Below are 22,495 nucleotides of genomic sequence, written 5' to 3'. Positions count from 1 at the left end.
GTCTCGAGATCACGGGTGGCTGCGGCGCGATCTGGTCCCATCCGGTCGGGCGTCGGTGCCGAACCACTCTCGGAGCCCGCGCCGGCTTCCGTGGGGGTGACTGGTGCGGGCTCCGTCACCCGCTCTTGGCGGTCTCGGCACACTGGCGCCATGACCGAGAAGCCGTTGACGCCCGCCTTCAACATCACCGTCCCGCCCGAGAAGCTCGAGGGCCACTACGCCGACTTCGCCAGTGTGTGGCACAACAACGAGACCTTCATCCTCGACTTCGTGTCGATGAGCCGACCGGCGCAGCCCACCCGCACCGAGGAGGGCGGGCAGGTCGCGCGCATCGACGCGCAGGTCGTCACCCGGGTCAGGATCCCCGCCGCCCAGGTGTGGGAGGTCATGAAGGCGCTGCAGGCCCAGCTCGGTCAGTGGGAGCTGGAGAACCCCGACCGCAAGCTCGGCTGACCGGGTCGACGCATCGTCACCGGCGTCACCGGCAGGTCCGGTCGACGCTGCGGGCGTCGTCGGGGGCGCCGCTGCGGTAGGTCGGGTCCGCGGACACAGCGGCGCGCCACGGCCGGGCCTTGGTCAGCGCCACCTGCAGCTCGGGTGCGGTGCGGTCGAGGTCGACGACGAGCAGGCCCTCGCTGCCGGCCACCTCGCCCAGCACGTCGCCGTTGGGGGCGAACGCCGACGACGCGATGAACGACGCCGTGTCGGACGGCGTCGACAGGGTCACCCAGGAGCAGTGCAGGGCGGCGTACGCCCGGGCCTTGACCGCGAAGATCGCGTCGACGGGGTACGCCGACAGCAGCACGCAGTCGACGCCCAGCCCGGCGTACTCGATGAAGAGCTCGGGGAAGTTGATCTCGACGCAGATCACGCAGCCGAACCGGAAGCCGTCGACCTCGAACGTGACGGGGTCCGACCCGGCTGTGTAGAACCGGGTGGCCTCGGTGTGCGAGACGAACCGCTTGTCGTAGCGGGTCACCACCGCGCCCTCGTCGGACACGACGTACAGGCTGTTGTGCGGCCACCTCGGCGGCGTCAGCGGGTGGGCCGAGCCGAGCACCACCCACAGCCGTAGCTCACCGGCGAGCCGGGTGATGGAGTCGAGCTCGTCGCGGACGACGTCCCAGTCGACCTCGGCCCAGTCCTGGACGGGGTTGAGGGCGTAGCCCGACAGCAGACCCTCGGGCAGCTGCAGCAACCGAGCGCCCTGGCCGGCCGCCTCGCGCATCGCCTCCCGCACGGCCGCGCCGTTGCGCCGTGGGTCACCGGTGACGGGCAGCTGGGCGATCGCCAGTCGGAGGGTGTCGGCCACGGTGCGCGACCCTATCGTCGGCCGAGCCGCGACGGACTCGACGGCTGCGACCTGGATCGCCACGGCCCAGGAGGCTCCGCTCACGTCAAAGCAGGGGTCTCCTCGGCCGGGCGCAAGGCCACGACGGCCATCAAGATCAAGGCCCCGCCCAGCAAGGCGGGCCAGGGCAACCGCTCGTCGAGCAGAACCGCAGCAAGGACCGCTGCCGACAACGGTTCGACGAGCGTGGCGACGGTGGCCGCGGACCCAGACGTGGTCCGTAGTCCCGCGTAGAGCAGCCCGTAGGCCAGCGCCATGGTCGCCACCCCGAGATAGACCAACAGTGCGTACGACGACGGTGAGGACGGCAGGACCTGGTCTCCGGTTCCGGTGGCGACCACGAGGAACGGGAGGAGGACGACGGTCCCGGCGACGGTGGCGCACATGGTCAGTGCAACGGGGTCGACGCGTTGGGCGAGGCTGTGGCCGAGCACCGTGGTCGCCGCGTAGGTCGCTCCTGCCATGACCGCGAGAGCGAGTCCGAGGGTGGGGTTGTCACCTGGAGAGCTCGATCCGGGCCCGGCTGTCGCGCTGATGAGCACGAGGCCGACCAGCGCGGCGGACAGGACCATCACCTCGCGCAGCGAGGGCAGCGTGCGAGAGGCCAGGTGCTCCCAACTCGCCGTGAGGATGGGCGCCAGTCCCAACGAGACCACGGTGGCGATGCTGACACCCACGAGCAGGACCGAGACGAAGTAGAGCCCCTGATAGACGGCCGTACCGGCCCCCACCGACGTCGCGAGCACGGGGTGAGCCCGCATCGTGGAGACGGTCAGCGCGGCCCGCCTGGTGGCGACCACGAATCCGAGCAGCGCCAGTGCGGCCAGGGCCATGCGCCACGCACTGACCGTCATCGCGCCCAGTCCGTCACGGTCGTTGAGCACGGTCACGACGAGGCCACCGGTGCCCCAGAGAACCCCCGCAGTGCAGACCTGGAGCAGCCCGAGACGGGTGCCGCCTCGAGTGGCTGCCGTCGTCACGCGATCAAACTAGCGACCCCTGGTCCCACCTCCGCCAGTCGTCCGGCCACCGGCATCGACGACAGAGTGACACCAGGACGGGTCGAGAGCACCCCGGTGCCGAGCCTCCCCGCTCCGGGTCAGCTCGCGGCACGGCCGGGCGCACTCCGAAGGGGTTCGAGTGCCGACAACATGAGGTGACGGCGACGTACGTCGAAACCGTGAACGAACCGGTCGAGGAAGTCCGAGCCGAGCAGACCGTCGTGGACGATGCTCTGGAACATCACGCGCGGGCTCGGCTGGTCGGCCGATGGCGCGCCGATCACGCCCACGGCACCTCGGACAGTGGCGAAGGAACGCGAGTAGTCGTGGCCCGTCTCGTCCGTCCCGGTCAGCGTCTCGGTGACGTCGTCCGGACCTACCCCGCAGTCGGACATGAACCGCGTGTCGAGGATCAGGCAGCGCGAGCCGGTGTCGACCTCGACGTCGACGACGCGACCGCTGGGCAGCCGCAGCTCGACGAAGAGGGCTACCGACGGTCCATCGCGGTGGACCCGGACCGGCACCTCGTTGTCGTAGCGGTGTACCAGCAGTGGGTCGGGCTGGAGCTCGACGAGCCGCGCGGACGGGTCCACCTGGACCACGACGTCACCCAGGAGATCGAGTCCGAGGATGCCGTCGAGCCCGGACTCTCCCTCGGTCGGCCCCAGATCGAACACGCCGACGAGACCGTCCCTGACGACGTGCCCCCCGACCGTCAGTCGCGGGAGCCGGGCCAGCGGCACCGTGATCTCTTGACCCGACATTCGATGACCGGTGAACGACGTGCGAGTGAGCTCCAGACCGAGCCGTCTGGCCAGGTCGGTGGACACAGTGGTCAGTCCGATCCCGCTGTCGAGCAGGAACCGGCCCTCGAGATGCCCAGCGGTCACGGGTATCCGGACCTGATGTCCCACCCTGTCGAAGGGCACGGGCTCGATCACGTCGAGACTCTACGATCCGACCTCCCGACGCACCACCACATGACGCGCACATGAATCGCCGCCCAGCACCGCCCCTTCCGGTCACCTCAGTGAGAGCCCGATCCAGGACCCGAGGACCAGGGTCCCGACGCCGATCTCCACGCGGCGGGACCATCGTGCCGGGTAGACCCTGTTCTCGAAGTAGTGCGCCACGAACCCGGCCTTGTCCAGCTGATCCTCGCCCGCGCCGCGGCGTCCCCAGTTCTCCATCCTCGACAGGGGACAGGCGGGCCTGAACGCCGCCATCCGTGCGCCCCACGCGGCGGTGCCGAGGTGGGGGATGAGGACCCAGGGAACCAGCCAGGCCAGGAAGCCGCCGAAGACGACGAACGCCACGAAGAGCATGTGCACCGCCCACGCGAGCCTTGCCACCAGTCTGTGCACCCACGGACTCTAGAGGCCCGACGACCGGAGCGAGTGGCGACGCCCGTTCTCCCGTACGACGCCGTCGCGGGGCACGGAGCACCTTGTCTGCACGACGATGCGCGGCGGCACGTGCGGGGGTCAGTCCGAGTCGGTCGAGAAGCGTTCCCACGCCGACTGACGAGTCATCCCCAGGTTCTCGCCGATCCTGGCCCAGGTCACACCGCGGGCCCGTAGTCGTCGGGCACGATCGATGACTGCCTCCTCCACCTGGTCGCGGGACGCTGCGATCTGGGCCATGTCGGTGAGGAGCTCGTCGTCGCTCCTCTCGTCGAGTGGAGGAAAAGACGTCGTGGGTCTGCTGGCCAGGATGTTCACGCAGATCTCGACGCACTCGTTGCAGATGTAGACGCCGGGGCCGGCGATGAACTTCTCGGCTTCGCAGGGCAGCACCAGGCCCTGTGCTGCGGTGCACGAGTCTGCGCGCAGTCGTGGCCCGTTCACGACGAAGCGGTGGCGGGCCTTACGCGTGCCCCGGGCGGACCGACTCATCTGATCAACCGGTAAATCTCTGGCACGCAAAGACATTTTTGGGTGATTCTTGATATCGTCGGTGCTTGACTATACGTGTCCGCAGGCATCCCGAGGAGCCAGCATGTCGCCATACACTCGTTGCCGTGACGAGCCGTTCTTGGGCATGGGCGTCACCACGTTCGTTCCTCCGCCGTCCCGAAGTCCGGCCCGGTCGACGGATTTCCGAAGAGGGTGGAGCTGGCTCGACCTCCTCCGCGCGCCGCCGCATGGGCGCCCGATCGCGTTCGCCATATCGGGGATTCACGACCGGGTTCAGAAGACCTGTGCTGCTGACGTGGTTTGACGCACTATTTCATGACTACTGTTTCTCCGCTTCCCACCTGTTCGACGTCATCGACAAACCCGGCGGCGTCGTCCCCCGCGGGGTGCTGTCTGATCGAGCTGACGTCCGGATGGACCAGGATTCCACATGGGGAGGGACGGCATTCAATACGTCACTTTCGAGCACGTCGTAGGTGCGGCCGGAGATCGGAATCGGTCTCGGACAATGTCAGGCCCGCCGATCGACGTCGTATTCGACGACACCAGTTTTCTTGCCCACCTACCACGAGACTCGTCTGCTTCAGCCCAACCCCACAGGAGACATCATGACCATTGACAACAAGCTCGAGGCACTGACCTCGGACATCCCCGGAAGCGTGTGGATGGCGTCTGAAGCCTGCCCGGATTGCGACATCGAGAGCTCCCCGGGCAATGACGACGACTTCCACGGCTGCGAGGACTGCAACGACATCGACGACTTTGCGGACGAAGCCGAGGCAGTCACCGAGGACATCGCGGAGGCGGCGATCCTGGCGGAGGCCGAGCAGCTCATCGACCAACCGACGGCACGGGGCAGGCTCAAGGCCAGCGCGCAGGGACTCCCGAGCAACCCGACCGCGAGCGATCTGATCGCGGCCCGGCGAGCAGCAGTCGTTCGCCGTTGAGCGCTGCCTGGAGCGTGACTGTCGCCGTCACGTTCTCGGTCTGGTTGATCGTCTCGGCGCTCAATCAATTTCAGATGCCGGCTGTCAAGAAGCTCAAACGGAAGGACTACTTCGGACTGATTCCCCGGTGGACCTTCTTCGCACCCAACCCGGCGCGCAGCGACTACCACCTCTACTACCGCGATCAGCTCCCTGGTGGGAGCTTGACGCCGTGGTCCGAGCTCAACAGTCCTGGGGAGCGGCGGTTGATCGTCAGTGTATGGAATCCGGGAAAGCGCCGACAGAAAGCGATATCGGACTTCATGCGAAGCCTGAGTCGCACCTACCGCAATCTCGGCTCAGACCCCGAGACGCTTCAGCTCAGCCTGCCCTACATCGGCCTGCTGCATTATGTGTCGAACGCGGACGGCCATGCCAGCGAGGCAGTAGCCACTCAGTTCGCTGTCCTGCAGACCTTCGGATTTCACACCACACGAGCACCGCGGACCGTGCTGCACTCGGGCCTGCACGGTCTCCCCTGATGAGCTCGTACCTGACCCTGGACCAAGCCTTCCAGCTCACCGCCCTCGTGGGATCGCTGGGGGTGGGTGTCGCCAGCCTGGAGTTCTTGACCACCTATCGGTCGTACGCCGCAGGCGGGCTCTACTCGTGGGCGATCGCTGGCGAGAGGCAATTCCTGGTTCGTCGACCACTGGTGTGGCGGATCGGCAACCGGCTCCTGGATACGCCAGGAGTCTGGTTCTTGCTCGGGTTGAGACTGCTGTCAGCGGCCTGGGTGGCGTGTGCCGTCGTCGTCGACGGCTCGATCCCGCCCGTCGGAGCGGCTCTCTTGCTGCTGACGTCCCTCGCGGTGAGCTTTCGTCATTCCTACGGGCTCGACGGTTCCGACCAGATGTCGCTCATCATCGTCACCGCCACGGCCGTCTACGCATGGAGCCCGGTCGGCTCCTTCGCCGGCACTGCGGCGATCGCGTTCATCGCCGCACAATCGTGCCTGTCCTATCTCGCGTCCGGTGTGGCCAAGGCGGTCTCACCCACGTGGCGCCGTGGCGAAGCTGTCGGGGCCATCGTGAACACCTCGACCTACGGACGTCGCGATGTGGCCGCGTTGCTGGCCGCGAAGCCCCTACTGGGACAGCTCCTCACCTGGGGAGTCGTGGCGTTCGAGTGCACGTTTCTCGCGGCGGCCCTGGTCGGTGGCCCTACGGCGATCGCCTTCTTCATCGCTGGCGCCCTGATGCATGTCGGCATTGCCATCTGCATGGGTCTCAACACGTTCTTGTGGGCGTTCTTGGCGACGTACCCGGCCATCTACTACTGCTCGCAGCTCATTCACTGATCAGCTGGACGTGGCGGGCCGGCCGACCGAACCCGCGACGCCTGACGACGCGCCGCGTGCTCGACCGGACCAGATCCGATCTGCCGTCAGCCCCCACTCTTCGCCGTCGTCATCGTCTTCGCCAAGACTGCGTTGATCACCAGGGCGACCAGGGAGACCAGCGCGAGCGAGACCACGCCTTCGACGCCATCCAGCTTGGTCAGGAGAGGCGACTCGGGAATCGACAGCCCCCACGCGATCGCTGACACGGTCAAGGCGGACGCCTCGACCAGCGGCGAGCCGATGTCCTTGGCTTGGCTGGGCTGCTTCGCAGCAGTCGCCTTCTTGCGGTACGAGACGTAGCTGAGAGCTGCCGTGCCACCCACCAGCACCGCAAACCCAAGCCAGCGGTAGAGCAGCAATTGGTCGGGGTGGGGGTCGTCAGCAGTGGGCTTCGTGAGTTGGGCAAGGACTGCGATGAATGCCGTGTAGGGGACGATGATCTCCGTCGGCAGGCTTTTGGCGAGCAGCTCGGGGAGCGAGGGCTTCTTTCCTCCGTCTCCCGGTGGATCCGACGGAGCCTGGGGGCCGGCGGGCGGCTGCGCGCCGATGTCGGACTTCATCGGGTTCCTGGTGTCTCGCACCAGGCTCAGGGTCGTCATCGCGGAGATCGACATGGCGTCGTCCAATCGTGGAAGGAGCCCGAGATGGCGTCAGGCTTCCACACGACCTCGTGGGTGACAAGAGCGATCAATATGAAACTTGTCAAAGCAAATCATGCTCAGGAGTATCACGTCGTAAGCCCCTGACTCAGCTCTGGCCTAACCCTGTGGGGTCGCGGCCCGGGCGGGTATCCAATCACCGTCGGCCGACCTGCGATAACCAGCTGCGAGGAGATGTGCTTTCATTATGTGCATGGCACAGAACACCACCATTACCTATGTCTCCGACCTGTCCGGCAAGGAGATTGTCGACAGCGATCAGCCGACCGTCTCGTTCGGTTGGGACGGCACTGACTACACGATCGACCTGACCGCTGGCGAGGCAGAGAAGTTCTACAACTCGCTCGAGAAGTACCTCAGCGTGGCTACGAAGGTCACCAAGTCAAGCACCGGCAAGAAGAAGGCTCCTTCTGGTTCTGGGCCGTCGGCTGCCGAGGTCCGAGCGTGGGCCCAGTCCAACGGGCACGACGTGCCCGAGCGCGGCCGGATCCCTGCGGCGGTGCGAGAGGCGTACGACGCCGTCCACTAGGTCCGGCGTGGTGCCGTCAACGCGCTGAATAGCGTCGAATAGCGTCGCCCCGTCTCCGAAGCTGCGTGCTGGAGATGGGGCGACGTTTCTGTGTGCCGGCTCGACGTGTCGGAGCCCGCGAGGCGCTTCCCCTGTTCGTCGCTTCGCGACGAGTCATCTCCGTTCGATCAAATAGGAAACGCGTTGCCAATATCGGGCAATCGAAACCTGTTCAATCTTGCCGTTTCATGTCTATGGTGGAGGGAGTCACTGCCAGTCGGGTGGTGCCGACGAAGGAGCCAGGCGATGTTCTCCCACACCTCGAAAAGCGTATTTGCCCTGTCAGCGGTCGCTAGCAGCCTCGTCCTGGCGGCCGCGTTGCCCGCCGCGGCCGACTCCCGTACGGCACAGGTCTCCGTCAACGGAGCCCTCAAGGCCCGCGCGGACTACAACGACGGGGCCAACCAGCTCTGCGCGAAGGCCTTCAACGCTGTCAACGGCGCCACGGCCTACGCGTCCATCACCACGCCGGCCACCGGACAGATCGACGTCGCGGACAACGGCGGCGACAACTCGGAGACGTGTCGGAACCTGCCCGCCTCGGTGGACAACTATTCGGGATATCTGCGGGTGACCTTCTCCGGGACTGGCGGCACCGTGGTGTCTGATGTCGTAGGCCCGTTCCAGTACTGACCCGGGAGCTTCGAGCCCTGGCCGGACTCGGCTTCGCTGGACGGCCGGGATGCCCAGGGCAGCGCGCTCTGGGAACGATGAACCACCGGTCATCCGCTGGTCGGCGGGTCGACCGAAACACGTCTGGTGGGCGCGGAGGGGATCGAACCCCCGACCACCTCGTTGTAAGCGAGGGGCTCTACCGCTGAGCTACACGCCCGTGATGACCGGAGGACACCTTACCGTCGCCGGGCCCCGGCCCGCTCCGGCTAGTCCGGGCGTGCGGCGGCGGGGGCGCTCGCCACGAACCGGTAGCCCATGCCACGCACGGTCGCGATGGTGTGGGCGCCGAACTTCTTGCGGAGGTAGCCGACGTAGACGTCGACCACGTTGGAGCCCGGGTCGAAGTCGAGGCCCCAGACGTGGTCGAGCAGCTGCTCGCGCGACAGGACGTTGCCGGCGTTGATCATGAACGTCTCGGCCAGGGTGAACTCGCGCGCCGACAGGTCGATCTCCTTGCCGTCGACCAGGGCCCGTCGCGAACGCAGGTCGAGGCGTACGCCGCCGGCCTCGAGCGCCTCCTGCCCGGGGGCTCCGGCGTCGGGGGACTGCTGGCGCAGCCGCAGGCGGACCCGGGCCAGCAGCTCGGCGAAGCGGAACGGCTTCGGCATGTAGTCGTCGGCCCCGCCCTCGAGCGCGGAGACCGTGTCGGTGACCGAGTCGCGGGCGGTGAGCACGATGACCGGGATCCGGCTGCCCTGGTCGCGCAGCCGCTCGAGGACGGCGTGGCCGTCGAGGAGCGGCAGGCCGAGGTCGAGGATGACCAGGTCGTGGCCGCCGCTCATCGCCTCGTCGAGGCCGGCCCGGCCGTCGGTGGCGATGGTGGTGGTGTGGCCCTCGGCCCGGAGTCCTTTGGTGAGGAAGGCCGCGATGCGGGCCTCGTCCTCGACGACGAGGATGCGTGCCACGGGTCAGACCTCCGAGTAGGACGGGACGGGACGGGCGGGCTCGGCCCACCCGGCGGGCAGGGGGACCGACAGCACGAAGCGTGCGCCGGCGGTGTAGTCGGTGTCGAGCCAGGCGTCTCCGCCGTGGGCGCGGGCGATCGCGGTGACGATGGACAGCCCCAGGCCGAACCCGTCGGCGTGGCGCTCCTCGGCCGCGCTGCCGCGCCCGAACCGCTCGAAGATGCGCGCCCGGTCGTCGGGAGGGACCCCGGGGCCGGTGTCGCGCACCCACCAGAGCACCGCGTCGGCCTCGCGGGTCGAGCCGATGGCCACGGCGTCGCCCGGCCGGGTGTGCTTGACCGCGTTGTGGGCCAGCTGGAGCAACGCCTGGGTGATGCGCTGCTGGTCGGCAGGCACGCTGACGTCGGCGACTCCGTCGACGGACCAGTCGCGCTCGCCGAGCCCGGTCGCCTTGGCCGCGACCGACTCGGTGAGCGCGGCGACGTCGACCGGTGCGAGGTCGAGGAACCCGGGCCGCTCGGTCTTGGCCAGCAGGATGAGGTCGTCGACGAGCCGCGCCATCCGGTCGACCTCGTCGAGCAGCAGGTCGCGCGTCTCGGCGACCTCCACCGCGTCGTCGGTGTCGAGCAGCTCGAGGTGGCCCTGGAGGATCGTCAGCGGGGTGCGCAGCTCGTGACCGGCGTCGTCGAGGAGCTGGCGCTGGGCCACGAACGCGGTCTCGAGCCGGTCGAGCATGCCGTTGAACGTACGGGTCAGGGCGGTGATGTCGTCGTTGCCGGTCGTGGGGAGCCGACGGGACAGGTCGCTCTCGCTGATGTCGTCGGCCGTCGTACGCAGCGCCCGCAGGGGACGCAGCAGCCGCCCGGCCTGGCTGAAGGCCACGCCGGTGATGAGCAGCAGGGCCAGTGCGGCGACGACGGCGTAGGTGCGCATGGTGTCGCGCAGGTCGGAGCGCCCGACGTCGAGGTAGGTCACGACGACCAGGGCGCCGTGCTGGCCGGCGACGGTGGCCGGCTGCGAGCTGAGCAGCAGGGGACCACGCTCGGAGTGGTCGACGCGGGTGGTCCCGCCAGAGTCGACGAGGGGGACGGCGGCCTCGCGGAACACGGCCTCGTCCTGCAGCTCCGCCGCGTCGTTGCCGTTGCCGACCGCCGGCTGGGTGCCGACGAAGCCGATGAGGGCCTCGTCGGGGTCGGGGACGTTGCGTTGCAGGAACGTCTCCAGTGCGGCTCTCAGACCTCCGGGGGAGGCCGTGGTCAGCAGGTCGAGCTGCTTGGCGAACTCGTCGAGCTCCTGCTGGGCGCCCTCGACGCTGCGGTCGTCGATGCGGCGCTGCTCGATGACGTAGACGCTCAAGCCGGCCAGGGCCAGGCCGGCCAGGGTCAGCAGGGCGACGGTCGCGGTGATGCGCACGCGCACCGAGAACCCCGACCGGGACGGTCGGGTGGGCGCGGGGGCACCGACGTCAGTCGTCGTCGCTCCCGTGTCCGGAGTCGGACCCCGAGCGGTCGCCACCGGAGTGACCGCCGCCGGAGTGGTCGCCGCCGGAGCGGCCGGAGCCGGAGTCGTCGCCCCGGTCGTCGCCCCGGTCGTCGCCCCGGTCGTCGCCCCGGTCGTCGCCCCGGTCGTCGTCGTAGTCGTAGCTGTCGGGCGAGGGCGTGACACTCGTGAACGACGTCGGCTCGTCGTCTGACGTCGGGTCCGACGTCGGGTCGGAGGTGGGCGCCGACGTCGGGGCCGAGCCGGGGGAGGTGGGAGCGTCGCTGCCCGGGGCGTCCGCCGGGACGACGATGTCGCCGCGGTCGGGCGGGGTGTCGGCCTGGGAGGACATGACGGTGCCGGCCGTGAAGCCCGCGACGGGCAGCACGACGGCCGCGATCAGGATGGTCTGCCACTTCGTCATGTCGAGGACGATCCTGCCCCATCGTGGGCTGGGCGTGAGCCACGGATGAGAGGACTCTCATGGCGTCGGCCGTGGAGGGTCGTCACTACAGTGACCCGGGTCACCGCTCGACTCGATCACAGGAGTCCGCATGCTCGTTCCGCTCACCGTCCGCGACTTCATCGACCGCGCCGTCCAGGTCTACGGCGAGCGCGTCGGGGTGGTGGACGAGCCCGACCAACCGGCGTCCTCCCTCGGCGACCTCTCGTACGCCGAGCTCGGGAGGCTCGCACGCCGTCAGGCCGTCCGGCTCGACGAGCTGGGCATCGAGGTGGGTGACCGCGTGGCGGTCGTGAGCCACAACAGCGCTCGGCTGCTGACGTCGTTCTTCGGGGTGGTGGCCTCGGGGCGGGTCCTGGTGCCGGTCAACTTCCGGTTGCGGCCCGACGAGGTCCGCTACATCGTCGAGCACTCCGGCGCCCGGGTCCTCTACGTCGACCCCGAGCTCGACGAGGTCCTGGCCGACGTGGGCGCCGAGCACCGGTTCGTGCTCGGTGACGACGAGGACCTGTTCGCCGACGGCGAGGACGCTCAGCCGCGCCCGTGGGAGCCCGACGAGAACGCCACAGCGACGATCAACTACACCTCGGGCACGACCGCGCGGCCCAAGGGCGTGCAGATCACCCACCGCAACATCTGGACCAACGCGGTCACCTTCGCGCTGCACGCCGGGGTCACCGACCGCGACGTCTACCTCCACACGCTGCCGATGTTCCACGCCAACGGCTGGGGGATGCCCTTCGCGATGACCGGGCTCGGCGTCAAGCACGTCGTGCTGCGCAAGGTCGACGGCGCGGAGATCCTGCGCCGGGTCCGCGACCACGGGGTGACCGTGATGTGCGCGGCTCCCGCCGTGGCGGCCGCGGTGCTGGAGGCCGCCCAGTCCTGGGAGGGGGAGATCCCGGGGCGCGACACCGTGCGCATCATCATGGCCGGGGCGCCGCCGCCGACCAAGACCGTCGCCCGGGTCGAGGCCGAGCTCGGTTGGGAGTTCATCCAGATCTACGGGCTCACCGAGACCTCGCCGCTGCTCACCGTCAACCGCTCGCGCGCGGAGTGGGACGACCTGAGCCCCGAGGAGCGAGCCCAAAAGCTGACCCGTGCGGGGGCGCCCGCGCTCGGCGTACGGCTGTCGGTGTCGGACGGGTCGACCGACGCCGACGGCGAGCCCACGGCGGGGGGAGAGCTGCTGGCCCGGTCCAACGTGGTGCTCGAGGGCTACTGGGAGCAGCCGGAGGAGTCGGCCCGGGCCCTGGCCGGCGGCTGGTTCCACACCGGCGACGGGGCGGTCATCGGCGACGACGGCTACGTCACCATCCAGGACCGCAAGAAGGACGTCATCATCACCGGCGGCGAGAACGTCTCCTCGATCGAGGTCGAGGACGTGCTGTTCTCCCACCCCGCCGTCGCCGAGGTCGCCGTGATCGGCGTGCCCGACGAGAAGTGGGGCGAGACCATCAAGGCCCTGGTCGTGCTGGCTCCGGGCGAGGAGGCCACCGAGGCCGACCTGATCGCCTGGTGCAAGGACAAGGCGGCCGGCTACAAGGCGCCGACGTCGATCGAGTTCCGCGACGAGCTCGCCCGCACCGCCACCGGCAAGCTGCAGAAGTTCAAGCTGCGGGCGCCGTACTGGGAGGGTCGCGACCGCCAGATCAACTGACCGGTGGTCGAGGAAGGTGCCCGCGCCTGTCTCGAGACCACGCGACCGCAGGATCCGCCCAGTCTGACCGCGCGGTGGCGGTCGGATGGTCTCGAGACGGTTGCTAGCGCAACCTCCTCGACCGGCGTCGAGGCGGGTCGGGCGGTCAGGCCTGGGGCGGCTGCTGCTCGTACGACGGCAGCGGCTGCTGCTCGTACGACGGCAGCGGCTGCTGCTGGGGTGCCGGGTGCGCGGCGTTGAGACGCTCGGCGCACTGGTCGGCCTCCTCCTTGGTCAGCTTGGTCTGCTGGCCGCAGAACGTGCAGTCGAGGAAGAACCTGGTGGAGGTCGCGAACAGCGGGATCCAGAAGAACGTGAACTTCTTCCGCAGCTGGTGCAGCCGGTGGGCCGCCGGGTTGCCGCAGCGAGCGCAGACCAGGTTGCCGGAGGCGAGGAGGGTGACGTAGGACTTGAAGCCCCAGATGAGAAGCATGCGGGAAGCGTAGGCACAGCTGCCTCTAGGGTGATCCGGTGCCCCGCCTGCAAGACGTCACCGATCTCCTCCACGCCTGGTACCCCCCGCACACGGCCGAGTCCTGGGACGCCGTCGGGCTCGTGTGGGGCAACCCCGAGCACGACGTGCGCAAGGTCATGCTCGCCGTCGACGTCACCGCCGAGGTGGCGGCCGAGGCGGCCGACTGGGGTGCGGACCTGCTGGTCGTCCACCACCCGCTGTTCCTCAAGGGGGTCCACGGCTTCGCCGCGACCACCCCCAAGGGCCGCACCCTGGCGACCCTCGTCGAGGCCGGCTGTGCGCTGCTGACCGCCCACACCAACGCCGACCACGCGGTCGGTGGTGTCTCGGAGTCGCTGGCCACCGCGCTGGGACTCGCCGACCAGGCGCCGATCGTGCCGGGGGAGGGCCAGCGGGTCGACAAGCTCACGGTCTACGTCCCGCTCGACGCGGCCGCCGTCGTCCGGGCGGCCCTCGCCGAGGCCGGGGCCGGCGCGATCGGCGACTACGACTTCGCGTCCTTCTCCTCCCGCGGGCAGGGCCGCTTCCGTCCGCTCGAGGGGGCCGACCCGACGATCGGCACGGTCGGCGAGATCGCCGAGGTCGACGAGACGCGTATCGAGGTCGTGCTGCCCCGCGACCGGCGCCGCGCCGTCGTCGCGGCGCTGCGCGCGGCGCATCCCTACGAGGAGCCGGCGTACGACGTCGTCGAGGTCGCGCCCGGTATCGACACCCGTGCCGCGGTGACCGGCAGCGGCCGGATCGGGACGATCACGCCGATGACCCTGGAGGAGTTCGCCGGGGTGGTCGCCACGGCGCTGCCGACGACCCACCACGGCGTCCGGGTGGCCGGCGACCCGCAGCGGCGCGTGCGTCGGGTCGCGGTGTGCGGAGGCGCCGGGGACTTCCTGCTCGACGAGGTGCTGCGGACCGACGCCGACGTCTACGTGACCAGCGACCTGCGGCACCACCCCACGGCGGAGTTCGTCGAGAAGGGCGGCCCGGCCCTGGTCGACGTCGCCCACTGGGCCGCGGAGTGGACCTGGCTCCCGGTGCTGTCGGCGCGGCTGGGCACCGAGCTCGGCGACAGCGTGCAGACCCGGGTCAGCGAGCTCGTCACCGATCCGTGGACAATGCGGTTGTGACCGACTCGATGTACGCCCCACCGTTCCTCCAGGCCACACCGTGAAGGCTCCGGTCGAGGCCCAGCGTCAGCTCCTCGAGGTCCAGCGGCTCGACGCGCGGGCCGACCAGCTGCGTCACCAGCGCCGGTCGTTGCCCGAGCTCGCCGAGATGGAGGTCCTCGCGGCCAGCCGTCGCGAGGTCGACGACCAGCGTCGCGACCAGCAGGTCGTCGTCGACGACCTCACGGCCGCGCAGCGCAAGGCCGACGTCGACGTCGAGCAGGTCAGGGCCCGGCGTGCGCGCGACACCGACCGGATGGCCCAGGGCCTGATCAGCAACCCCAAGGACCTCGAGCGGATGCAGCGCGAGCTCGAGTCGCTCGAGCGTCGCATCGGCACCCTCGAGGACGAGGAGCTCGAGATCATGGAGCAGCTCGAGGAGGCGCAGGCCGTCCTCGCCGAGCTGCAGCAGCGCCTGGCCGCCTCCGACGAGCGGCTGGCCGAGCTGGCGGTGCAGCGTGACGAGAAGTCCGCGGTGATCGACCACGAGCTCCACCGCCTCGTCGCCGAGCGCGAGCAGGCCGCCGAGGGTCTGCCCGCCGACCTGGTCGCGCTCTACGACAAGCTGCGCGCCACCAAGAACGGCGTCGGTGCCGCCGAGATGCTGCAGCGCCGGTGCACGGGGTGCCAGATGGCCATCGACCCCGCCGAGATCGGCGTCATCCGGGCCACGCCCGCCGACACCGTGGTGCGCTGCGAGGAGTGTCAGCGGATCCTCGTGCGCACCGCCGAGTCGGGCGTCTGACGGTGGCCGGGCCGACAGGCTCCGCCCACACCTCCGACACCTCTGACTCGGTCATCGCCGAGGTCGAGAAGCCGCCCGCACGTGGCTGGGGCGGGGCCGGGTCGACGACGACGCTGGTCGTCGTCCGCCACGGGGTCACCACCCACACGTCGGCCAAGCGCTTCTCCGGCGGGCTCGGCGGCGACAACCCGCCGCTGAGCGACGAGGGCCGCGAGCAGATCGCCGCCGTCGGCGACTGGCTCCAGCCGCTCGCCGAGCGGGTCGACGCCGTCGTGGCCTCGCCCGTACGCCGCACGCGCGAGTCGGCCGAGATCATCGGCGCCGCGATCGGGGTCGAGGTCGTCGAGGAGCCCGGCTTCGCCGAGATGGAGTTCGGACACTGGGACGGCCTGACCTTCGCCGAGGTGGGCGAGCAGCACGGCGACGAGCTGTCCGCCTGGCTCGGCTCGCTCGACGTCGCTCCGATCGGTGGCGAGTCGTTCCGCACCGTGCAGACGCGGGTGCTCGCCGGGCTCGACCGGGTGCTGACCGAGCACGCCGGCGGCACCGTGGTCGTCGTCAGCCACGTGACCCCCATCAAGACCCTGGTCGCGCACGCGCTCGACGCCCCGCTCGAGGCGGTCTACAAGATGGAGCTCACGCCGGCCTCGGTGACGGTGCTGTCGTGGTTCGACGACGGCCGCGCGTCGCTGCGGCTCTACAACGCCCTGCCGCCGGCGCGCGACGCGTTCGTCGCCGCGACCTGGTAGATCCGGCCTCCGACCCGTGCCCGTCACCCGACGCCATCTCGCCGCGCTGCTCGACGTGTCCGGCGAGCGCGTCCTGGTCGACGCCCAGGGGCACCTTCCGACGCTGGACGACGAGTGGCCCGCCCACCCGGCCCTCGTGGCGGCGGTCGGTGACCCCGGAGCCGTCCTGGCCGCCCCGCCGGTGCGCGAGCCCGACGGCACCGTGCTCGACGTCCTCGCCTGGTCGGGCGGACCGACGGGCGACGGCACGCGATGGCTCCCGGTGGCCGAGGTGGAGGCGCCGGCCACGCTGGCCGCGCGGGTCGCCGAGCTGCGCACCGGGGTGGTTCCCGACGACGGGCGCGAGCCGTGGTTCGTCGCGGGCTGGATCGACGAGGTGGACGCCTGGGTCGAGCGTGCGCTCGAGGGGCTCGGCCGCGTGCGCAGCGGACCACGGGAGCTGGTGAAGGTCTGGAGCCTGTCGGCCGTCGTGCGCTACCCGGTCGGCGACGGCACCGACGTGTGGTTCAAGGCGACCGGCGCGGCGTTCCGGGCCGAGCCGACCCTGACCGCCGCGATCGCGACGATCGACCCCGTGACCGTGCCGGGGGTCCTCGCCCTCGACGCGTCGCGCGCCTGGATGCTGCTCGAGGCGTTCCCCGAGTCCGAGGACGACCCCACCGCCCAGCAGGTCGCCGACGTCGCCGCCGCCCATGCCCGACTCCAGCTCGCCTCGCTCGCCCACCTGCCGGCGCTCGTCGCTGCGGGCGCACCCGACCGCGGACTCGCTCCTACCGTGGCCGGACTGCGTCGGGTCGTCGCCGACGGCGTCGAGCGTCCGACCATGACCGACGAGCAGCGCAGGGCCGCGGCCGACGCCGAGCCGTGGTGGGCCGACCGGGTCGCCGAGCTGCACGGGCTCGGGCTCCCGCTCACCCTGGTCCACGGCGACCTGCACCTCGGCAACGTGACGTGGCGCGACGCGGTCCCGCTGCTCTTCGACTGGACCGACGCCTGTCTCGCCCACCCGTTCCTCGACGCCCGCCACCTCGCCTCCAGTGTCGGGCACCACCTGGGCGAGACGGTGGCGGTCGTGGTGCGCGGGGCCTACCTCGACGTGTGGCGCCAGGCCTACCCGGACGTCGACCTCGACCGGGCCTGGGACCTCGCGGAGGTGGGCGACCGGGTGTTCACGCTCGTGTCCTACGAGGGGATCTACCGCGCACAGCCGGCCTGGGCGCGCTGGGAGCTGGCCGGCATCAGCGTCGAGCTCCTCGACCGGCTGGTCTCGCTCAGACCTGCGTGACGACGACGTCGAGCTGGGTGCCCTTGGTCGTGACCGGCCCGACCTCGACGGTCCAGCCGAGGTCGGTGAGCAGGGCGGCCAGCGCAGCGGGGGTGCGCGGGTCGCGGCCGTCCTCGAGGACCGCACGCACGATGCGGCCCTTGGTGGCCTTGTTGAAGTGACTCACCACGGACCGTCGGCCGTCGACCTCGTGCAGCACCCGCACGGTGGCCACGCGGCTCGCGAGCCCGGCCGGCGGACGCCAGAAGGCGGCGTACATCGCGGAGCGCAGGTCGACCAGCAGCCCGCGGCCGAGCGCGTCGTGGACCGCCGGCCCGAGCGCGTCGCGCCAGACCCCTGCGACGGGCCCGAGTCCGGGCAGCGTGGCGTCGCCGGACAGGCGGTACGCCGGGATCCGGTCACCCGGACGGAGCAGGCCGAACAGGCTCGAGCTGACCGCGACCCGCGTGGTGGCGCGTCGCTTGGCGGCCGGCGTCAGCGTGGGGAGGGCGAGGTGGTCGTACAGGACGCCGGTGTAGACGGCGTCGGCGCGCGCGGTCGGGGCCGACGCGGCCCGGGCGTTGAGCGCGACGAGGTCGAGCTGCGACCTCGGCACGTCGAGGGTCCTGGCGGCCACCTCCGGGTCGCCCTCGCAGAGGGCGACGAGCGCGTCGAGGACCCGGGTGCGGGCCTCGGTCAGGCCTGGCGACGACAGGGCGGTGAGGTCGAGCGGCTTGCCGCGCCGCGGCGCGGCCTTGCCCTCACTGGGCGGCAGGAGGATCAGCATGTCTCGATCCCGGGCTGCGGCACGGCGCTAGGTTAAAGCCATGTCCAGCAGCCGCGTGGTCCGGGTCCGGACCGACGACAGTGCCGTCGTCACCACGCTCCGCCACGGGATCGAGCAGATCCAGGCCGAGCTCGAGGTGACGCCGGAGTTCCCGCCCGAGGTCCAGGAGGCCGCCGAGCGTGCCGCCGCCGCACCCCGGCTTCCCGATCTCGACCGGACCGACCTGCCGTTCGTCACCATCGACCCCGACGGTGCGCGCGACCTCGACCAGGCCCTGCACGTGCAGCGCGACGCCGAGCGGCCCGGTGGCTACGTCCTGCACTACGCGATCGCCGACGTGGCGGCGTTCGTCACCGCCGGCGACCCGGTCGACCTCGAGGCCCACCGGCGTGGGCAGACCCTCTACGGCGCCGATTCCAAGGTGCCGCTGCACCCGCCCGTCATCAGCGAGGACGCGGCGTCGCTGCTGCCCGACCAGGTGCGCCCGGCGCTGCTCTGGACGATCCGGGTCGACGCCGACGGCGAGGGCACCGACGTGCACGTCGAGCGGGCGCTGGTCCGCTCGACCGCCCAGCTCACCTACGAGGGCGCGCAGGCCGCGATCGACGACGGGTCGGCCTCCGAGGTGCTGATGTTGGTCAAGGAGATCGGCGAGAAGCGGCTGGCGCGCGACGCCGCCCGCGGCGGTGTCTCGCTGCCGCTGCCCGAGCAGGAGGTCGACACCTGCGTCGAGGGCGAGCCGGGTGCGTGGCGCCTGGAGTTCCGCACGCTGCTGCCGGTCGAGCAGTGGAACGCGCAGGTCTCGCTGCTCACCGGCTTCGGGGCCGCCGCACTGATGGTCTACGCCCGCGTCGGCGTGCTGCGCACCCTGCCGCCGCCCGACCCGCGTGACGTGCAGCGTCTGCACCGCACCGCGCGGGCCCTGGGCGTCGACTGGCCCGCCGAGCAGCTGCACCCCGACTTCATCCGCTCGCTCGACCCCGACGACCCGGCCCACGCCGCGGTCATCGTGGCCAGTGCCCGGCTGCTGCGCGGCAGCGGCTACGTCGCCTTCGACGGCGAGGTCCCCGCCGAGCCGCAGCACTCGGCCCTGGCCTCGGAGTACGCCCACGTGACCGCCCCGCTGCGCCGCCTGGTCGACCGCTACGGCGGCGAGGTGTGCGTCGCCCTGTGTGCCGAGCAGCCCGTGCCCGGGTGGGTGCTGGCCGCGCTGCCGGCGCTCCCCGACGAGATGCGTACGTCGGGGCAGAAGGCCTCGGCCTACGAGCGCGCGGTCGTCGACCTCGTCGAGGCGGGGCTGCTGTCGGGACGGGTCGGCGAGACGTTCGAGGGCGTCGTGGTCACCGTCGACGACAAGAACGAGACGCGCGGCAAGGTCACCGTCGGGTCGCTCGGTGTCGAGGCGCCGGTGACGGGGACGACCGCGCTGCCGCTGGGGCACGACGTCACGGTGCGCCTGACGGCCGCCGACGTGGCGACCCGGACGGTCCGCTTCGAGCTGGTCGGCTGACCGGCTCGCCCGGATCGACCGGCTGGCTCAGACGCGGCCCTTGGACCGGTCGCCGACGATGGTCTGGGCCACGCCGATGAGCAGCACGGCGGCGATCACGGAGAAGATGAAGCCCAGCACGTTGAGCTCCCAGATGTCGCCGCTGCCGATGATCGAGGCGATGGTGCCGCCGATGATCGAGCCCACCACGCCCAGGCCCAGCGTGCCGAGCAGGCCGAGGTCCTGCTTGCCCGACTTGAGCAGGCGCGCGAGCGCTCCGATGATGAGTCCGGCGACGAGGAATCCGATCATGCGGCCACCTTACGTCGTAATGCCTGACGCGAAGTCGCGCAGCACCCGGTCCGGGTCGTTCCACGCCCGCCGGAACGCCGGGTGCAGCCGCAGGGCGTCGACCTCGTCGACCGGCACCCAGCCGTGCCCGGCACTCTCGGAGCGGTCGCGCAGCACGATCTCGCACGACGCGGTCGCCGGCTCGCCGAGCACCGTCTCGTAGGCCCACCCGCCGCACAGCGCGACCCGCGACCCGCGGACGACGACGGCGCCGGCGTCGAGCCCCAGCTCCTCGTGGGACTCGCGCAGCGCGGCCTGCGTGGGGGACTCACCGCGGTCGAGGGCGCCTCCCGGGACCGACCAGGTGCCGCCCTGGTGGGCCCAGCCCGCCCGCAGCTGCAGCAGCACCGTGGCGTCGCGCGCGAGCAGCCCGGCGGCGCCGTACCGGCCCCAGTGGGCGTGCCCGAGCGAGCACGTCGTCCAGCTCACAGCTCGCGGATCACCCGGGCGGGGTTGCCGACGGCGAGCACCCGCTCCGGCAGGTCCTTGGTGACGACCGAGCCGGCGCCCACGACCGTGTCGGCACCGATGGTCACGCCGGGGCAGACGATCACGCCGCCGCCGAGCCAGACGTTGTCGCCGATCACGATGGGCCGGGCGCCCTCCCACTTGGCGCGCCTGGGCTCGGGGGCGAGCGGGTGGGTGGGGGTGAGGAGCTGGACGTGGGGTCCGATCTGCACGTCGTCGCCGATGGTGATCGTGGCGACGTCGAGGGCGACGAGCCCGAAGTTGGCGAAGCACCGCGCACCGATGGAGATGTGGGTGCCGTAGTCGACCTGGAACGGCGGCCGGATCTCGGTGTCGTCGCCGACCGCGCCCAGCAGCCGCTCGAGCAGGTGGCGGCGCAGCGGCTGCTCGCGCGACCCGGTGGCGTTGTAGGCCGTCGTCAGGTCGCGCGCGGCGTGGCTCAGCTCGGTCAGCTCGGGGTCGTCGGCGATGTAGTCGTCGCCGGCGAGCATCCGCTCGCGCATGGTGCGGTCGTCGGGGGAGGTCACCCGGGCAGCCTAGAAGGCTGTGGTCAGCGCCTGCCCGGGCCCTTGCCCGGACTCTTGCCCGGGCCCTTGCCCTTGTCCTTGCCCGGGCCCTTCGGGCCGGTCGTGTCCTTGTCGCTGCCCTTCGGCTTGGTCGGGCCCTTCGGCTTCGTCGTCGTGGGCTTGGTGGGTCGGGTGGGCGTTGCGGGCGTGGTCGGGTCGGGGTCGGTGACCACGGGGACGGTCGTGGAGCTGGCCGTGGAGCTGGCCCGTGCCGAGGTGGCCACCGGGGTCGTGGTGCGCGCGACCGGGGCCGGTGCGGAGGTGGGCGGCCGGGTCGTCTCGACGACGGAGTCGACCGGCGACTCGCCCGGTGAGCCGCTGAGGAGCAGGGCGCTCCCGGCGACGACGAGTGCCACCGCAGCGGCCACGCCGGCGAGCACCCAGCCCGGGCGGCGCCTCGAGCCACGCTCGGCTCCGACGGGGGCCGGGGGCGGGACCAGGACCGGGAGCGAGGCCGTGGACAGGGGACCGGCGACCTGGGGAGCTCGGACCGATCCCAGGGCCTGCAGCCGCTGGGCCACGGCGTCGGCGGTCGGGCGGTCCTCGGGTCGGCGTGCGGTCATCGCCGCGATCAGGGACGGCCAGCCGGTCGGCAGCGAGACGGGCACGAGGGGGCTGCGCTGGAGCCGGGCGAGGGCGGCCTCGACCGGGGGACCGGGGTACTCCCGGCGGCCCGTGAGGCCCTCGAGGAGCAGCAGGCCGAGGGCGTAGACGTCGCTGGCCGTGGTGACCGGCTCGCCGCTCACCTGCTCCGGGGCGATGTAGGCGGCGGTGCCGACCGCGTGACCGGTCATGGTCAGCGCCGACCGGTCGTCGACCAGCCGGGCGATCCCGAAGTCGGTGAGCCGGGCACGATCGGTGCCGTCGACCAGCACGTTGGACGGCTTGACGTCACGGTGCACGATGCCGTGCCTGTGGGCGTGCTGGAGGGCGGCGGCGACCTGGGCGCCGAGCGCGGCGAGGGACGTCGCGTCGAGCGGCCCGAGACGGTAGCGGTCGGCCAGCGTGTCGCCGTCGATCAGCTCCAGGGCGAGCCACGCCCGGCCGTCGTCGACACCGGCGTCGAGCACCGTCACGATGTTCTCGTGCGACAGCAGCGCGAGCAGGCGGGCCTCGGAGTCGAAGCGGGACCGGTCGAGCTCGTCGGTCGTGCGCAGCAGCTTGATCGCGACCTCGCGGCCCAGGACCGAGTCGCGCGCTCGTCGTACGTCGGCCATGCCGCCCCGGCCGAGGACCTCGGCCAGGTCGTAGCGGCCGCCGACGCGCAGCGGGGTCTCGGTCATGGCGCACTTCCGTCGGTGGGTGGTGGGGTGAAACTAACCCGGCCGGGGGGCTGCTGTCGGCACCCTTCGCCCGCAGGGGTGGTCGTGATGGGCGAGATGACACGCCCTCCG

27 protein-coding genes and 1 tRNA gene are annotated in these 22,495 nt (G+C 71.0%); 12 read left to right on the top strand and 16 right to left on the bottom strand.

What is annotated here, in order from left to right; all coding sequences use genetic code 11:
* The first annotated feature begins 150 nt into the window (after positions 1–150).
* On the top strand, positions 151–453 hold the full coding sequence (locus tag FJQ56_RS21955; RefSeq protein ID WP_170215224.1) for a DUF3467 domain-containing protein: 303 nt from the start codon (positions 151–153) through the stop codon (positions 451–453).
* 25 nt (positions 454–478) lie between these two features.
* On the opposite strand, the gene FJQ56_RS01870 is transcribed toward FJQ56_RS21955, so the two are convergent.
* From FJQ56_RS01870 to FJQ56_RS01850, 5 genes are all read right to left on the bottom strand, one after another.
* Positions 479–1,312: a carbon-nitrogen hydrolase family protein gene (locus FJQ56_RS01870; protein ID WP_211350726.1), complete on the bottom strand. Its 834-nt coding sequence runs from the start codon at positions 1,310–1,312 to the stop codon at positions 479–481.
* An 80-nt stretch (positions 1,313–1,392) separates the two neighbouring features.
* Complete coding sequence (locus FJQ56_RS01865; RefSeq protein ID WP_140007501.1) at positions 1,393–2,331, bottom strand: DMT family transporter; 939 nt, start codon at positions 2,329–2,331, stop codon at positions 1,393–1,395.
* A gap of 119 nt (positions 2,332–2,450) precedes the next feature.
* Entirely contained in the window at positions 2,451–3,293 is an 843-nt protein-coding gene (locus tag FJQ56_RS01860) for a retropepsin-like aspartic protease (RefSeq protein ID WP_140007500.1), read from the bottom strand.
* Positions 3,294–3,374: 81 nt separating this feature from the next.
* Positions 3,375–3,716, bottom strand: coding sequence for a DUF2784 domain-containing protein (locus FJQ56_RS01855; protein ID WP_140007499.1), 342 nt, complete (start codon positions 3,714–3,716; stop codon positions 3,375–3,377).
* Between the two features lie 120 nt (positions 3,717–3,836).
* Complete coding sequence (locus FJQ56_RS01850; RefSeq protein WP_211350725.1) at positions 3,837–4,283, bottom strand: ClpX C4-type zinc finger protein; 447 nt, start codon at positions 4,281–4,283, stop codon at positions 3,837–3,839.
* A 593-nt stretch (positions 4,284–4,876) separates the two neighbouring features.
* Between FJQ56_RS01850 and FJQ56_RS01845 the strand changes: the two genes are divergently transcribed.
* The 3 genes from FJQ56_RS01845 to FJQ56_RS01835 are packed head-to-tail and all read left to right on the top strand — an operon-like array spanning position 4,877 to position 6,554.
* The gene (locus FJQ56_RS01845; protein WP_140007498.1) at positions 4,877–5,215 is read left to right on the top strand and encodes a hypothetical protein; all 339 of its coding nucleotides are present in this window, start codon (positions 4,877–4,879) and stop codon (positions 5,213–5,215) included.
* Between the two features lie 14 nt (positions 5,216–5,229).
* Positions 5,230–5,736, top strand: coding sequence for a hypothetical protein (locus tag FJQ56_RS01840; RefSeq protein ID WP_140007497.1), 507 nt, complete (start codon positions 5,230–5,232; stop codon positions 5,734–5,736).
* A complete protein-coding gene (locus FJQ56_RS01835; protein WP_140007496.1) occupies positions 5,736–6,554 on the top strand; it encodes a hypothetical protein in 819 nt (272 codons plus the stop codon). Before FJQ56_RS01840 ends, FJQ56_RS01835 begins: the two co-directional genes overlap by 1 nt.
* An 86-nt stretch (positions 6,555–6,640) precedes the next feature.
* Here FJQ56_RS01835 and FJQ56_RS01830 read toward each other — a convergent pair whose 3' ends face one another.
* The gene (locus FJQ56_RS01830) at positions 6,641–7,210 is read right to left on the bottom strand and encodes a hypothetical protein (protein ID WP_140007495.1); all 570 of its coding nucleotides are present in this window, start codon (positions 7,208–7,210) and stop codon (positions 6,641–6,643) included.
* Positions 7,211–7,448: 238 nt separating this feature from the next.
* Here FJQ56_RS01830 and FJQ56_RS01825 point away from each other — a divergent pair, with 238 nt between their 5' ends.
* Together FJQ56_RS01825 and FJQ56_RS01820 are read left to right on the top strand one after the other, a co-directional pair.
* Positions 7,449–7,784: a histone-like nucleoid-structuring protein Lsr2 gene (locus FJQ56_RS01825; protein WP_140007494.1), complete on the top strand. Its 336-nt coding sequence runs from the start codon at positions 7,449–7,451 to the stop codon at positions 7,782–7,784.
* A gap of 285 nt (positions 7,785–8,069) precedes the next feature.
* On the top strand, positions 8,070–8,456 hold the full coding sequence (locus FJQ56_RS01820) for a hypothetical protein (RefSeq protein WP_140007493.1): 387 nt from the start codon (positions 8,070–8,072) through the stop codon (positions 8,454–8,456).
* 124 nt (positions 8,457–8,580) lie between these two features.
* Here the strand turns inward: FJQ56_RS01820 and FJQ56_RS01815 are convergent.
* The 4 genes from FJQ56_RS01815 to FJQ56_RS01800 form a co-directional block, all read right to left on the bottom strand.
* Positions 8,581–8,655 (bottom strand) — tRNA-Val (locus FJQ56_RS01815).
* 49 nt (positions 8,656–8,704) lie between these two features.
* On the bottom strand, positions 8,705–9,403 hold the full coding sequence (locus FJQ56_RS01810; RefSeq protein WP_140007492.1) for a response regulator transcription factor: 699 nt from the start codon (positions 9,401–9,403) through the stop codon (positions 8,705–8,707).
* A 3-nt stretch (positions 9,404–9,406) separates the two neighbouring features.
* On the bottom strand, positions 9,407–10,822 hold the full coding sequence (locus tag FJQ56_RS01805; RefSeq protein WP_246083942.1) for a sensor histidine kinase: 1,416 nt from the start codon (positions 10,820–10,822) through the stop codon (positions 9,407–9,409).
* Positions 10,823–10,868: 46 nt separating this feature from the next.
* Positions 10,869–11,306, bottom strand: a complete 438-nt coding sequence (locus FJQ56_RS01800; protein ID WP_140007490.1) for a hypothetical protein — start codon at positions 11,304–11,306, stop codon at positions 10,869–10,871.
* Positions 11,307–11,436: 130 nt separating this feature from the next.
* On the opposite strand from FJQ56_RS01800, the gene FJQ56_RS01795 reads away from it, so the two are divergent.
* Complete coding sequence (locus tag FJQ56_RS01795; RefSeq protein WP_140007489.1) at positions 11,437–13,005, top strand: AMP-binding protein; 1,569 nt, start codon at positions 11,437–11,439, stop codon at positions 13,003–13,005.
* A 145-nt stretch (positions 13,006–13,150) separates the two neighbouring features.
* Here the strand turns inward: FJQ56_RS01795 and FJQ56_RS01790 are convergent, their stop codons facing one another.
* On the bottom strand, positions 13,151–13,477 hold the full coding sequence (locus tag FJQ56_RS01790) for a zinc-ribbon domain-containing protein (RefSeq protein ID WP_140007488.1): 327 nt from the start codon (positions 13,475–13,477) through the stop codon (positions 13,151–13,153).
* Between the two features lie 38 nt (positions 13,478–13,515).
* Here FJQ56_RS01790 and FJQ56_RS01785 point away from each other — a divergent pair, with 38 nt between their 5' ends.
* From FJQ56_RS01785 to FJQ56_RS01770, 4 genes are read left to right on the top strand one after another with little or no spacing between them, the layout of a single operon-like run.
* Entirely contained in the window at positions 13,516–14,643 is a 1,128-nt protein-coding gene (locus FJQ56_RS01785; RefSeq protein WP_140007487.1) for a Nif3-like dinuclear metal center hexameric protein, read from the top strand.
* Positions 14,644–14,683: 40 nt separating this feature from the next.
* On the top strand, positions 14,684–15,427 hold the full coding sequence (locus tag FJQ56_RS01780) for a zinc ribbon domain-containing protein (RefSeq protein WP_246083941.1): 744 nt from the start codon (positions 14,684–14,686) through the stop codon (positions 15,425–15,427).
* A 2-nt stretch (positions 15,428–15,429) separates the two neighbouring features.
* The gene (locus tag FJQ56_RS01775) at positions 15,430–16,176 is read left to right on the top strand and encodes a histidine phosphatase family protein (RefSeq protein ID WP_170215209.1); all 747 of its coding nucleotides are present in this window, start codon (positions 15,430–15,432) and stop codon (positions 16,174–16,176) included.
* A gap of 16 nt (positions 16,177–16,192) precedes the next feature.
* Positions 16,193–17,461 carry a phosphotransferase family protein gene (locus FJQ56_RS01770; protein ID WP_140007485.1) on the top strand — a complete coding sequence of 423 codons (1,269 nt, stop codon included), beginning with the start codon at positions 16,193–16,195 and terminating at the stop codon, positions 17,459–17,461.
* On the opposite strand, the gene yaaA is transcribed toward FJQ56_RS01770, so the two are convergent.
* The gene (gene yaaA, locus FJQ56_RS01765) at positions 17,448–18,227 is read right to left on the bottom strand and encodes a peroxide stress protein YaaA (RefSeq protein ID WP_140007484.1); all 780 of its coding nucleotides are present in this window, start codon (positions 18,225–18,227) and stop codon (positions 17,448–17,450) included. The two genes, FJQ56_RS01770 and yaaA, sit on opposite strands and share 14 nt — an antisense overlap.
* A gap of 40 nt (positions 18,228–18,267) precedes the next feature.
* On the opposite strand from yaaA, the gene FJQ56_RS01760 reads away from it, so the two are divergent.
* Positions 18,268–19,737, top strand: coding sequence for an RNB domain-containing ribonuclease (locus FJQ56_RS01760; RefSeq protein ID WP_140007483.1), 1,470 nt, complete (start codon positions 18,268–18,270; stop codon positions 19,735–19,737).
* A gap of 27 nt (positions 19,738–19,764) precedes the next feature.
* Here the strand turns inward: FJQ56_RS01760 and FJQ56_RS01755 are convergent, their stop codons facing one another.
* The 4 genes from FJQ56_RS01755 to FJQ56_RS01740 are packed head-to-tail and all read right to left on the bottom strand — an operon-like array spanning position 19,765 to position 22,384.
* Positions 19,765–20,028 (bottom strand): GlsB/YeaQ/YmgE family stress response membrane protein, encoded by a 264-nt coding sequence (locus FJQ56_RS01755; RefSeq protein ID WP_140007482.1) that lies wholly within the window; start codon positions 20,026–20,028, stop codon positions 19,765–19,767.
* Positions 20,029–20,037: 9 nt separating this feature from the next.
* A complete protein-coding gene (locus FJQ56_RS01750; RefSeq protein WP_140007481.1) occupies positions 20,038–20,496 on the bottom strand; it encodes an NUDIX domain-containing protein in 459 nt (152 codons plus the stop codon).
* Complete coding sequence (locus FJQ56_RS01745) at positions 20,493–21,062, bottom strand: sugar O-acetyltransferase (RefSeq protein ID WP_246083940.1); 570 nt, start codon at positions 21,060–21,062, stop codon at positions 20,493–20,495. The genes FJQ56_RS01750 and FJQ56_RS01745 overlap by 4 nt, the downstream gene beginning before the upstream one ends.
* Positions 21,063–21,085: 23 nt before the next feature.
* A complete protein-coding gene (locus FJQ56_RS01740) occupies positions 21,086–22,384 on the bottom strand; it encodes a serine/threonine-protein kinase (RefSeq protein ID WP_140007480.1) in 1,299 nt (432 codons plus the stop codon).
* Between the last annotated feature and the right edge of the window lie 111 nt (positions 22,385–22,495).

Source organism: Nocardioides plantarum, assembly GCF_006346395.1.
GTDB lineage: Bacteria > Actinomycetota > Actinomycetes > Propionibacteriales > Nocardioidaceae > Nocardioides > Nocardioides plantarum.
Note: the sequence above shows the minus strand (reverse complement) of the source record. Positions and strands in the feature narration are given on the sequence as shown.

Excerpts from the sequence above, each read along its gene's own strand:
- FJQ56_RS21955 (WP_170215224.1), top strand. The coding sequence starts at position 151 with ATGACCGAGAAGCCGTTGACGCCCGCCTTCAACATCACCGTCCCGCCC.
- FJQ56_RS01850 (WP_211350725.1), bottom strand. The coding sequence starts at position 4,283 with ATGTCTTTGCGTGCCAGAGATTTACCGGTTGATCAGATGAGTCGGTCC.
- FJQ56_RS01845 (WP_140007498.1), top strand. The coding sequence starts at position 4,877 with ATGACCATTGACAACAAGCTCGAGGCACTGACCTCGGACATCCCCGGA.
- FJQ56_RS01835 (WP_140007496.1), top strand. The coding sequence starts at position 5,736 with ATGAGCTCGTACCTGACCCTGGACCAAGCCTTCCAGCTCACCGCCCTC.
- FJQ56_RS01830 (WP_140007495.1), bottom strand. The coding sequence starts at position 7,210 with ATGTCGATCTCCGCGATGACGACCCTGAGCCTGGTGCGAGACACCAGG.
- FJQ56_RS01825 (WP_140007494.1), top strand. The coding sequence starts at position 7,449 with ATGGCACAGAACACCACCATTACCTATGTCTCCGACCTGTCCGGCAAG.
- FJQ56_RS01820 (WP_140007493.1), top strand. The coding sequence starts at position 8,070 with ATGTTCTCCCACACCTCGAAAAGCGTATTTGCCCTGTCAGCGGTCGCT.
- FJQ56_RS01800 (WP_140007490.1), bottom strand. The coding sequence starts at position 11,306 with ATGACGAAGTGGCAGACCATCCTGATCGCGGCCGTCGTGCTGCCCGTC.
- FJQ56_RS01795 (WP_140007489.1), top strand. The coding sequence starts at position 11,437 with ATGCTCGTTCCGCTCACCGTCCGCGACTTCATCGACCGCGCCGTCCAG.
- FJQ56_RS01790 (WP_140007488.1), bottom strand. The coding sequence starts at position 13,477 with ATGCTTCTCATCTGGGGCTTCAAGTCCTACGTCACCCTCCTCGCCTCC.
- yaaA (WP_140007484.1), bottom strand. The coding sequence starts at position 18,227 with ATGCTGATCCTCCTGCCGCCCAGTGAGGGCAAGGCCGCGCCGCGGCGC.
- FJQ56_RS01760 (WP_140007483.1), top strand. The coding sequence starts at position 18,268 with ATGTCCAGCAGCCGCGTGGTCCGGGTCCGGACCGACGACAGTGCCGTC.
- FJQ56_RS01755 (WP_140007482.1), bottom strand. The coding sequence starts at position 20,028 with ATGATCGGATTCCTCGTCGCCGGACTCATCATCGGAGCGCTCGCGCGC.
- FJQ56_RS01740 (WP_140007480.1), bottom strand. The coding sequence starts at position 22,384 with ATGACCGAGACCCCGCTGCGCGTCGGCGGCCGCTACGACCTGGCCGAG.